6 protein-coding genes are annotated in these 12,567 nt (G+C 33.4%); 5 read left to right on the forward strand and 1 reads right to left on the reverse strand.

Going from position 1 to position 12,567, the window contains the following annotated elements; translation table 11 throughout:
- Nucleotides 1-80: 80 nt before the first annotated feature.
- On the forward strand, nt 81-1,766 hold the full coding sequence (gene gldJ / locus BD847_RS10695) for a gliding motility lipoprotein GldJ (protein WP_115888236.1): 1,686 nt from the start codon (nt 81-83) through the stop codon (nt 1,764-1,766).
- A gap of 117 nt (nt 1,767-1,883) precedes the next feature.
- A complete protein-coding gene (locus BD847_RS10700; RefSeq protein ID WP_115888237.1) occupies nt 1,884-3,170 on the forward strand; it encodes a UDP-N-acetylmuramoyl-tripeptide--D-alanyl-D-alanine ligase in 1,287 nt (428 codons plus the stop codon).
- Nucleotides 3,171-3,206: 36 nt separating this feature from the next.
- Here the strand turns inward: BD847_RS10700 and BD847_RS10705 are convergent, their stop codons facing one another.
- On the reverse strand, nt 3,207-6,086 hold the full coding sequence (locus BD847_RS10705) for a helix-turn-helix and ligand-binding sensor domain-containing protein (protein WP_115888238.1): 2,880 nt from the start codon (nt 6,084-6,086) through the stop codon (nt 3,207-3,209).
- A gap of 344 nt (nt 6,087-6,430) precedes the next feature.
- On the opposite strand from BD847_RS10705, the gene BD847_RS10710 reads away from it, so the two are divergent.
- The 3 genes from BD847_RS10710 to BD847_RS10720 are packed head-to-tail and all read left to right on the forward strand — an operon-like array spanning nt 6,431 to nt 12,214.
- Nucleotides 6,431-9,661: a SusC/RagA family TonB-linked outer membrane protein gene (locus BD847_RS10710; RefSeq protein WP_115888239.1), complete on the forward strand. Its 3,231-nt coding sequence runs from the start codon at nt 6,431-6,433 to the stop codon at nt 9,659-9,661.
- Nucleotides 9,662-9,677: 16 nt separating this feature from the next.
- On the forward strand, nt 9,678-11,390 hold the full coding sequence (locus BD847_RS10715; RefSeq protein ID WP_115888240.1) for a RagB/SusD family nutrient uptake outer membrane protein: 1,713 nt from the start codon (nt 9,678-9,680) through the stop codon (nt 11,388-11,390).
- 26 nt (nt 11,391-11,416) lie between these two features.
- Nucleotides 11,417-12,214 carry a hypothetical protein gene (locus tag BD847_RS10720; RefSeq protein WP_115888241.1) on the forward strand — a complete coding sequence of 266 codons (798 nt, stop codon included), beginning with the start codon at nt 11,417-11,419 and terminating at the stop codon, nt 12,212-12,214.
- Nucleotides 12,215-12,567: the final 353 nt, after the last annotated feature.

Consider the following 12,567-nt stretch of genomic DNA (forward strand, 5'->3'; position numbering starts at 1 on the left):
TAAAATTATTAGAACAGATGTTGCTAATTAAATGTTAATTATTATATTGCAACACCTAAATTTATCACCTAAGAATGAGTATGAAAGTAAACAAAATTGTAGCCTTGCAATTAATGATGTCAATGGTATTGATGTTGGGCACGGCTAGTTGTAGCAAAAAATCGAGTTCCTCTCACGCTTCTCGAGCGACAGGATGGGATGTAGATAGTCAGAATGGAACTGCTGCCAGGAATGCAGGAAAAAAACAACAGGCAGGTCCTGGTTTGGTTTTTGTTGAAGGAGGTACGTTTACTATGGGTAAAGTACAGGATGATGTTATGCACGATTGGAATAACACACCAACTCAACAACACGTTCAGTCATTCTACATGGATGAAACCGAAGTTACGAATGGTATGTACTTAGAATACCTAGAGTGGTTGAAAAAAGTTTTCCCTCCAACAGAAGAGAATTATAAAAATATTTACGAAGGAGCATCGCCAGATACTCTTGTTTGGAGAAATCGTTTAGGATACAACGAAACGATGACCAATAACTATTTAAGACACCCATCTTATGCTAACTATCCAGTAGTTGGCGTTAACTGGATTCAAGCAGTTGAGTTTAGTAAATGGAGAACTGACCGTGTAAACGAAGCAGTTTTAGAAAAGAATGGATATCTTAAAAAAGGTGCTAAAACACAAGATGTAAGTGCAGAAAGTTTATTTAACACTGAAACTTATGTGGCTTCTCCATCTTCAACTTATGGTGGAAATGAAGAATTAGTATTAAAGAAAAATCCTAGTGGAAGAAGACCTAAAGCAGGAAAAGACGGTGTAGTTCCGGACGAAAAAAATGTTTATGCACAACGTTCTTCAGGTGTAATTTTACCTGAGTACAGACTTCCAACTGAAGCAGAATGGGAATATGCAGCTGCAGCAGATGTTGGACAAAGAGAATATAACATTTACAAAGGTCAAAAGAAATACCCTTGGTCTGGAGATTATACACGTTCATCAAAACGTAAAAACAAAGGAGATCAATTGGCTAACTTTAAACAAGGAAACGGTGATTACGGTGGAATTGCAGGTTGGTCTGATGATGGAGCTGATATCACAAACTCTGTGAAAAGTTATGCACCAAATGATTTCGGATTATACGATATGGCTGGTAACGTTGCAGAATGGGTTGCCGATGTTTACAGACCTATTATTGATAACGAAGCGAATGACTTCAACTACTATAGAGGAAATCAATATGCTAAGAATAAAATTGGTAAAGATGGTAAAATCGAAATCGTTTCTACTGCTAATATCAAATACGATACTTTAAGTAATGGTAAAATCATCGCAAGAAACCTTCCTGGAGAAATCGCTCAGGTTCCTGTTGATGAACAAGAAACGTACTTGAGACAAAACTTCAGCACTAGCGACAATATCAACTATAGAGATGGTGATAAACAATCTTCAAGATATTTTGATTTTGGTGATTCAGAGTCAGGTCCTAAGGCAGATCAGGCAATGTACAACTCTCCTAAACACAATGTTACAACTGACAGTTTAGGAAAAATGATCAGAAAATATGACAACTCTAGTAAACGTACTACTTTAATCAATGATAAAGTTAGAGTTTACAAAGGAGGTTCTTGGAGAGATAGAGCGTATTGGTTAGATCCAGCTCAAAGAAGATATTTTCCTCAGGATATGGCAACTGATTATATTGGTTTCAGATGTGCGATGTCTCGTGTAGGTTCAAAATCTGAAAAAAGAAAATCACCTAGAAACTAAGATTTAGAAATTCTAATAATAAAAATTCCAAATTCTAAAGCTGAATATTCAGTAAGGAATTTGGAATTTTTTTATTGTTTTTTTTCTACTTTTATGATCTATTAAAAAGCTTTATAAATGAATATTCAGGACATTCATAATTTATTTTTACAATGTAAATCACTTTCAATTGATACCCGAAAAATTGAAAAAGATTCTATGTTTTTTGCTATCAAAGGTGAAAATTTTGATGCTAACACTTTTGCCGATGAGGCATTAAAACTCGGTGCATTTTTTGTTGTGATTGATAATCCAACTTACTTCATAGATGAGAGAACTGTTTTGGTTGAAAATAGTTTGGAAACATTACAAGAATTGGCAAAATTTCATCGCAATTATTTAAAATTGCCAATTGTTGCGCTAACTGGCAGTAATGGAAAAACAACAACCAAAGAGTTAATAAATGTTGTTTTATCTAAGAAATATAAAACAAAAGCGACTATCGGAAATTTGAATAATCATATTGGTGTTCCTCTGACATTGTTATCTTTTAATAAGGAAACTGAAATTGGAATTGTAGAAATGGGGGCAAATCATAAAAAAGAAATTGAGTTTCTATGCGAAATAGCCCAGCCTGATTATGGTTATATTACTAATTTCGGAAAAGCGCATTTAGAAGGTTTTGGAGGAGTTCAGGGTGTTATAGAAGGTAAAAGTGAGATGTATCAATATCTTTCGAAGAATGATAAGCTAGTGTTTGTTAATTTGGAAGATTCAATTCAGGTTGAGAAGTCAACTGGTATTAAAAAGTTTACTTTTGGCTTGAATAATGCCAATGCCGACCTTGAAATTAAAAACATCAGTGCTAATCCTTTTGTTGTTATTGATTATATAAATTTTAATGTAGAATCGCATTTAATAGGCCTTTATAATGCAAACAATATAAATGCTGCTGTTTCTATTGGTAAGTATTTTAATGTTGACGAAAAGGCTATAAAAGAGGCTATTGAAAATTATATACCTGAAAACAACAGGTCACAATTGTTGAAAAAAGGTTCAAATCAAATTATTCTTGATGCGTACAATGCTAATCCAAGCAGTATGGCAGTTGCTATTGCAAACTTCATTCAGCTAGAGAATGAAAACAAAATTATGATTTTGGGTGATATGTTTGAACTTGGAAACGAAAGCAAACAAGAGCATAAACTTATAGTTGATACCTTAGTGAATCAAAATGAATCGGTTTGTTATTTGATAGGAAAATATTTTTATGAAAATAAAGTTTCTAATTCTAATATTGCCTTTTTTGAAACATTTGAAGATTTTGCTTCTTATCTTAAAACTAAAAAATTTCAAGATAATACCATTCTGATAAAAGGTTCCAGAGGAATGGCTTTAGAGCGAACGTTGGAATATATCTCATAAAAAAATGGCATTTGAAATTTTCAAATGCCATTTTTTTTAAATGCTCATTAAAAAGCCCGTTAGGTTTTCTTTTTTGTTTAAGCCAAGTTTTTTTCTTAATCGATATCTGGCCAATTCTACACCGCCAGTTGAAATATTCATAATTTCAGCGATTTCTTTTGTTGACATATTCATTAACAAATAAGTCGATAAATCGAGTTCTCGTGGTGAAATTGTAGGGTATTGGCTTTTTAATCTTTTTAAGAACTCGAAATGTACATTCTTGATGTGTTTTTCCAGATCTTTCCAACTCTTATCCGTGTTTACCTCTTTAACAATACTTTTATGAAGTTTGGTAAATTCTGATTTCGTAGAGTCGTCTAGTATATTGGTATCAATATCTTTAAGTTTATTAATAATTCCATTCAGAACTTTATTTTTCTTTACAACCTGGAGCGAGTTATTTACCAATTCTTTGTCCTTTGCAAGGATTTTTATTTGTAGCTTATCGCTTTTAAGTTTTTCAATTTCTTTTTCCAGTTCATGTTGCTCATGTCTAATTTTGGACTCTTTTTCAAGATATAATCTTCTTTGCTCAATCGTTTCGTAATATCTGTTTTTTCTAATTTTCATTTTAATTCGTACAGAGATTATATAGGTTCCAAGAAAAATCAGAACTAGGTAAATCAAATAAGCAAGAATATGTCTGTACCATGGTGGTGATACGGTAAATTCGACCTGACTTATGTTAGATTCTATTCCGTAACTGTTCTTGGCTTTAATTTTCATTACATAGCTGCCTTCTCTTAAATTAGTGTATTCTTTTACAGCTGTTGTTGACCAGGCCCGCCAGTTTTCTTCGAATGGTTCCAATTTGTATGAATACATTACGTTTTCCTGATTTTCATATGTAGGCGATGCAAATGTGAATTTAACGCGGTTTGATTTGTACGGAAGCGTATAGGAGTTTGAATTAGTGGCTATATTTCCTGTCAAAATGGTGTCTCCCGGAAAAGTGAAACTTTCAATAAAAGCTTTTGGTTTAGTTATAAAAGTGTTTGAAGCGGCAGAATTATAATGTGTCAAACGATCTGTTAAACCAATAAAAATATTTTCTGAGTCTATAGTATTCACAGAGATATAATTGTTTACCAAGTTGCCGGACAGATTGGAAAATATAGCTTGTTTTTTTGTAAAAGTTCCGTTTTTGTTTTTATTTAATACACCCAGCGATTCATTAAAGGAATACCATAGATTTCCATATGAATCCTCAATCAAGGTGTTTATGGTTGGAATTCCTTTAAATAATTTAGTAATATTTTGGTCTTCAAAAAAGGATTCCTGTTCAGGTGAATATCTGAAGAAATGATTTTGCGTTTGAAAATAAACTTTATTATTGATGCTTTGAAGACTGTTTATTCCTTTGTACTTTTTGGATATAACACTGTGTTTTTTTATGAATTCAAAGCTTTTCAAATCACTTGATAATTTTGCCTGATACAGAAGCGGATTTTTTGTTAGCCACACATAATTATCATCTATTTCAACAGAAAAGTTATTGGTTGTTTCATCAAATCCTTTTACTGGATGAAGAAAGTCATAGCCCGTACTGGATTTTTTAAAGATAGAAAAGCCATTGTAACTTTCTCCAATAATATAATTTTCACGATTTGGAATCTTTTTGAATCCGAAATATCCTTTCGTATCCAGAATCTTTGAAACTCTATTGTTTTCAATGATCAAAGCTCCACTATTACTAGCACAAATAAGAACACCATTTAATGCCTGAATATTCCATACTTGCGAAATAGTTCCTTCGACTCTCTTAAAAGGACTGTCTTGAAATGGTTTTGTCCACGGATGGTAAAATAGCCCCTGATTTGTCGCAACATATAAATTGCCATTATAAGCAAGCGAAGCGTATACAGTTCCTATGTTATAACTGTAGTCAAAGAAAGAAAACGGAGAGTTTTCGTTTATAAAAGTTATACCATTATCAAGTCCGAGCCAAATGTTGTTTTTATTGTCAATAAAAGAAGATAAAATAGTGTTGTTTTGTAGGCCTTTTTGCCTGTTCATATGCTGGATTATTTTTCCGTTTAAATCGCAGATCACGGCACCATCAAGTACTGAATTTAGTACTATAAATTTGTTTTTGATTATTGATCCTCCCAGTGAGGTGTTTTTTCTAATGAAATCATTTGCTTCTGTTTGCCAAGGTTTTATTATTCCATTTTCGGAGATAAAAAGACCTTTTTCTAAAGTAGCATAGAGTAATTTATTGCCTGGAAGCGGAAAAACAGACCAGATTTCTTTGTCATTAAATACGGTTGTTCCTTTTAGTACAGTTAATTTTTGATGTTTGTATTCCAGTAATCCTAGTGTTTTGTCCTGAAAATAAAGACGTTTATTGACTAGAAATGAAAACTGAAATTTATGTGGCGCATTTAAAGTGGTTAGTTTTTTGTTTTTTAGAAAAAATACTTTGGTAAAAGACTGAAAAATAACTTCATCATTAAAAATATGAATGCGCCATATCAGGTTTATATTTTGTTTGTCTTTTTTGCTTAATGAATTAGATAAAGAGTGATACTCTAAGATTCCTTTTTCATTCGTTTGAAAGTAGCCAAACTCATTATTCCCTCCGATATATATTCTTCCCGATTGATCGATTTTTACACTTCGTATTTCAGATTTATTTGGAAGAGAATATTTGTGCCAGTTTAAACCGTCAAATTGAATGAGGCCACTATTGTTAGCGAAGTAGATATAACCGTTTTTATCCTGATCAATACTCCAGTTTTGAGTTCCTCCTTTATATTCCGATCTTTTATAGTTTTTGATGTCGGGAATTCCAATGTTTTTTACTTGTGCGTACCCTAAACTTTGTATGAAAATTAGCAATAATAGGCTTAAAAGTGATATTGTGGATTTCATAAAATTTTAAATGTATTTTTATTAAAATTATTTTATAATCTGTTTTAATTATTGATTTATAGTTTGATAAAAAAACTTTTTATTGGATTATTTCTAAATTATGCCCTTAATTGGCTTGTTAGAGTAATGTAATATACGTTTTTTTTAATTAACATAATTATAACAAAATAATAACGATAGTAAAATTTTGATTTTTAATTAGTTATGATTTATTTGTAGTGTTTTTGTTTGGTATGAAATTTTAATATGATGTGTTTTTGTAAAGAATTTTTATTGCTGTGTATTAAAATTTAACATTATAATTGCATCAAATTACTAATTAATTAACCAAAATTTTTAGAAAAATGAAATTGACAAAATTACTTATTTTTTGTGTTTCGTCATTGTTGTTTTCTGTTATCGCAATGGCACAGGACGTTACGGTAAACGGAACCATTAATGATGAAAGTGGATTACCCGTCCCAGGGGCAACAGTTTTAGTAAAAGGAACTAATAAAGCTACTGCTTCTGATTTTGATGGGAAATTCCAGATCAACGTTCCATCCAATGGAACACTAACCATTAGTTTCGTAGGATTTAACACAGTTACTGAAGCCGTAAGCGGCAGAACTAAACTGAACATTGTACTTAAAGCAGCTTCGCAGACATTAAATGAAGTTGTAGTTGTTGGATACGGTACTCAAAAGAAAGGTTTGATTACAGGAGCCGCTTCTAACTTTAAAGGAGAAACACTTCAGGAGTTGAATACAGGATCTGCAATGGAAGCACTTCAAGGTATTGCTCCGGGTATTAGTATCACAAGAAATAACGGTTCGCCGGGAGCTGGTACTAAAGTTACCATTCGTGGTTTAGGAACAATTGGAAATTCAAATCCGTTATACATTGTAGATGGTATATCTGTAGGAGATATTGATTATTTAAATCCATCAGATATTGAATCTATTGATGTTCTAAAGGATGCTGCATCTGCTGCAATTTACGGTTCACGTGCTGCAAATGGTGTTGTTTTGGTAACAACAGTAAAAGGACGTAAAGGTAGACCAGCAAAGATTAGCTATGATACTTATTTTGGAGTTCAGAATACATATAAAAACCTTGATCCTTTAAATGCTCAGGAATATATGTACATCATGGATGAAGGAATGATTAATGATGGTAAAGCACCTTATGACTGGCAAAATATTCTTGTAAATGGTAATGATTGGCTAGAGCGTAATTTTCCTGGAGCAGGAACACAATTAGGAACTGAAATCTGGAATAAATTACAAAAAGGTGACCAAGGAACGAATTGGGTAAATGAAATGAGCAAAAAGAATGCGCCTGTTGTAAGTCATGCAATTAATATTACAGGTGGAAGTGAAGACATCATTTATTCTATGGGATTCTCTTATTTTGACCAAGATGGTATCATTGGTGGAAACATTATAGATGCCGGATATAAAAGATTGACAGCAAGAATTAACACTCAAATGGTTTTGAAAAAGAATGATCGTCATAACATCATTACTGTTGGAGAAAATTTTACTTATACAAATTCTGAGAATAGAGGAGTATCAAATGGTAACATTTATGGAAATGACTTGCATAATGCGCTAACGCAAAACCCACTTCAGCCTGCTTATTGGCAGCCAGCGATAGACATGAATATTAATCAATTTGGATATACTCCAACTTTAGATGGTATTTCTGCAAATCAAAATAATCCTTTAGCGGTTATGTTTTACAGAAGTAACTATAATTATCCAAAAGATAATAAGATAAATGCTAGTGCTTTTGTTGAAATTGAACCAGTTTTAAATTTAAAATTTAGATCTGTATTTGGAGTTGATTCTTGGTTTGGACATAACAGATCTATGAATCCAATAGTTAGATTAGGAAGACTTTACGATGATCCAATTGATGGCGCTTCTCAAAGCCAATATCAGGGAGCAAATACGACATGGACTAATACACTTGCTTACAATAAAAGTTTTGGTAATCATAATGTAACAGCTTTAATTGGTACGGAGTTAATTCAAAACCAACTTAATACAAATGTTTACGGATCAAGAAATGGATTACTGTTTCCGGGAAATCCTGACTATGCTTATTTGAACAATACAGCTGGCCCAAAGTCAATTGCTGATATTAACGCAACTGGTTTTGATTATGCTGCTGGTGGAGGCGCTATCATGTCTTATATGGCTAGAGCACAGTATGATTATAAAGAGAAATATTTATTGTCTGCTACAATGCGTGCGGATGGATCTTCAAACTTTGCTAAAGATAACAGATGGGGTTATTTTCCTTCTGTATCAGCAGGTTGGGTAATTACAAAAGAAGATTTCATGGCTAGTACTTCTAATGTACTTAACTCTTTAAAATTAAGAGGTAGCTGGGGACAAAATGGTAATCAGGATATCCCTAATTTCCAGTATTCATCTTCTATATTTTATGCTTTCCCTGGATACTTTTTTGGAGATACAAAACCAGTTTCTGGTCAGACTTCATATCCTGCGAGAGTTACTAATCCAGACATTAAATGGGAAACTTCAGAACAGTTAGATTTTGGATTTGATGCAAGTTTGTTTAATTCAAAAATGGCGATCACTTTTGACTGGTACAAAAAAATGACTAAAGACTGGTTAGTAAGACCTGCAATTTTAGGAACATTTGGAGCTGGAGCACCATACATTAATGGTGGAGATATTGAGAATAGTGGTATTGAGCTTTCTGTAAGCTGGAAAGATCAAATTGGAGATTTCAAATACGGTATTACTCTTAGTGGATCAAAAAACAAAAACAAAGTTACAAGAATTGATAATGGAGATGGAATAATCCACGGATTATCAAACTTACTATCACAAGGAACTGGAGAAATTTACAGAGCGCAGGTAGGACAGCCAATCGGATATTTTTATGGCTATAAAACAGCTGGTATTTTGCAAAACCAAAAAGAAGTTGACGAATACGTTGGACCAAGCGGTCAGCCGTATTTTTCAGATTCACGTCCTGGAGATGTACGTTTTGTAGATCAAAATAACGATGGTATCATTGATGAAAAAGATAAAGGATTCTTAGGTGATCCAAATCCTGATTTCCAATTGGGTATTCAATTGAATTTTGAATATAAAAATGTGTATTTGAATACAACAATGGCTGGTAAATACGGAATGCAGGTTATGCAATCTTACAGATCTTTCTCTGATAGCCCAATGCAAAATTATACTTCTGATGTTTTTGATCGTTGGCACGGAGAAGGCACTTCAAACAAAATGCCTAGATTAAGTTCTGTATCAAATAGAAACACAAGTGAGATTTCAGATATTTTTATGCATAATGCAGATTATTTGAGAATCAACAATTTAACACTAGGATATAACTTTAACGAGATCTTTAAACAATTTACATTTATCTCTAACCTGAAAATGTATGTTGCAGTAAACAACTTATACACATTTACTAAGTATGATGGTATGGATCCTGAGGTTCGCTTTGGAGGAGATAATACTAACTATGCATGGGCGTCAGGAGTAGACTTAGGTTTATATCCACAGGCAAGAACAGTAATGTTTGGATTAAGTGCTGATTTTTAATATAAATACAATCACAATGAAAAAAATAAAATATCTTATAGCAATTTCCGCAATTTTTGCAGTCTCAAGTTGCTCTGATGTTCTGGATACAGAAAATTTAGGAGAAAAAAGTTTGGAATCGTACTATAAAACACCGACTGATATCGATGAGGCTATGGCCGGGGTTTATAATGCAATTTACACAAATGGTATTTTTAGCGAAGAACAGATTTCTGCCAACCTTATGGATAATATGATGCTTGGTGGTGGTGGTCCCGATGATAAAGGTGCTAAATGGGTTGACAATTTTGAAGATCCAAATGAAGATACTTTCCGTGACTTATGGGTACAGTCTTATAACGGAATTGCGAGAGCAAATGCAATTATTGAAAAAGTGCCATTAGCTGATTTTAAACCTTATTTTAAAACTATTGAAGAAGCTACTCAATATAAAAATCAGGCAATTGGAGAAGCATTGTTTATGAGAGCATTTTTCTACTTTAGAATGGTCAAATTCTTTGGAGGAGTTCCATTAATTGTAAGAGTAGATGATCCTAAAACTGCTGACAGAGCTACTATTACAGAAGTTTATGCGCAAATCGCATCTGATTTAAAATTAGCTATCGAAACAATGCCGGCAACACCATTCCCGAGTATACCAACATCAAGATATGGTCATGCTAATAAATGGGTAGCTGAAGCTTATATGGGACGTGTATTCTTATATTATACAGGATATATGACTAATATTGAGAAACAAGCAACAACTGAACTTCCATTAGTTGACGGAGGTAAATTAAATGCAACACAAGTGGGAGCTTATCTAAGTGACTGTATTTCAAAAAGTGGACATAAATTAGCTACTGATTTTAGAAACCTTTGGCCTTATTCTTATGTAAATATAGCAGCTGGAAAAACAGTATTACCATGGGCAGAAACTGAAAAATTATCTTGGGTTGGTCAGGACGGTGTTAGTCCAACTTTTGGAACAGGAAATTACGAAACAATGTTTGTTCAAAGATTTTCTTTTGGTGACTGGAACTGGAGTAATGGTACTGGAAATATTTACACAAACAGATATTGTTTATTTAATGGTTTGCGTGGTAATTCATTAGCTCCATTTGGAGAAGGATGGGGTTGGTGTACAGTAAATCCTAAATTGTTTAGCGGTTGGGATGATGCTGATACAAGAAAAAGAGGTTCTGTACTTGAGGTTGGTAAACCTGAACAAGGTACAGGAAGTTATGCTGCAAGTAAGGGAGATCATGAAACTGGATTATTTGACAAAAAATATACTTCTCTACAATATGATAAAGGAGGAAGTAATGTAGGTATGTTTGTACAAATATACAATTGGTCTAATCCGGATATGCAATTGATGCACGCTCAAGACTTTATTTATATGCGTTATGCAGATGTATTATTAATGCATTCAGAAATCACTCAAACAGCTGATGGAATGAATGAAGTAAGAAGAAGAGCTGGTAATTTGCCTCCAAAAGCATATTCTTTAGAGAACATCAAAGAAGAGCGTTTACACGAATTTGCATTCGAAGGACTACACTGGTTTGATATTCTTCGTTGGGGAGATGTTGAAGCATCATTCAATGACACTTTCCAGGTTAATAATTCAGGAACAAGTGCAAATTACACTGCGAAATACAGACCGGAAACTAAAGGATTGGTTTCAATTCCTGAAACAGAAATTAGATTATCTAATAATATGTATAAACAAAATCCAGGTTGGTAGAAGTAATAACTATTAAATTGAAAAACATGAAAATTAATAAAATAATATATCTTCTAATGGCGTCACTTATGCTTGTTACGACAGCTTGTGACCCAATTGTAGATGAGCAGCATTTATCAAACAGTACTTCTGTTGAGAATGTCGAGCTAAAAGCGACAAATACAACTCCAGGCGGTAATGAAATTAAGCTTGAAATGTTGACTCCTGGTGTTACCGGTTATTGGGATTATATTATGGATGTGGCATTAACGGATACTCATACGTTTGTAATGCCAGTTACAGGAACATTTAATTTTACATATAGAGGAACAGTAGGTGCTGAATTTTTTGAAAAATCAGTTCCGGTGACTATTACGACATTAGATCATGAAGCTCCACCAGAATGGGGTGCTTTACTTGGCCCGGATGCTGTGGCGGGTAAAACCTGGGTTTTTGATGGTGTTGGAGGAGATGGCGGAAAATGGTGGTTTATGTCTCCGCCAGATGATGTCAATAGCGCCTTGACAGCCTGGTGGAATGCCGGAGGTGAATGTTGTCCACCGGTAGATGTAGCCGGAAAAATGCATTTTGATTTAGACGGAGCCCGTAATTATAAGTATTATGCTACGGCGGCAGGTGAAGCATTGTCAGGAACTTACAAATTGGATCTTGCGAATAAGAAATTAATCATTTTCGATTCTAAGATTCTTGGAGCTGAGGCTGGTAACAATGATCAAACTTATGATATCGTTTCGTTAACTGCAGATAAGATGGTATTGTATACTCCTCGTAGTCTTAAAGATAAAGGTACAGGTTGGACTTTTGTTTACAAACCGCAACCATAAGAATAATTTTTTAGAAAATTCAAGATTTAAAACTTTCTTTTCGACATCGAAAGTGTTTTACACTCCACATCAGAAAAACGGTGGAGTGTATAGAAGATTTAAACTATGGTTAGTTTAAGTTAAGTTTATATTGTCTGGATAGCCCATAATTTATTATGGGCTATTTTTTACCAGCCAGAAAAGATTTCATTCCTTTTTTTTAGGAAAAAGTATTCCTTAATGGAAATTGAAATTTGCTAAATAAACCCATCAATTCACAATCTGTAAAAGAAGAAAATTTCGTATTCGGACACAAAAAGACGAATACAACTCATGTTTAGTTTAAGTTAAGTTTGGTTTTCAGAATAGCTCAT

Source organism: Flavobacterium cutihirudinis (genome assembly GCF_003385895.1).
In the GTDB taxonomy this organism is placed as follows: domain Bacteria; phylum Bacteroidota; class Bacteroidia; order Flavobacteriales; family Flavobacteriaceae; genus Flavobacterium; species Flavobacterium cutihirudinis.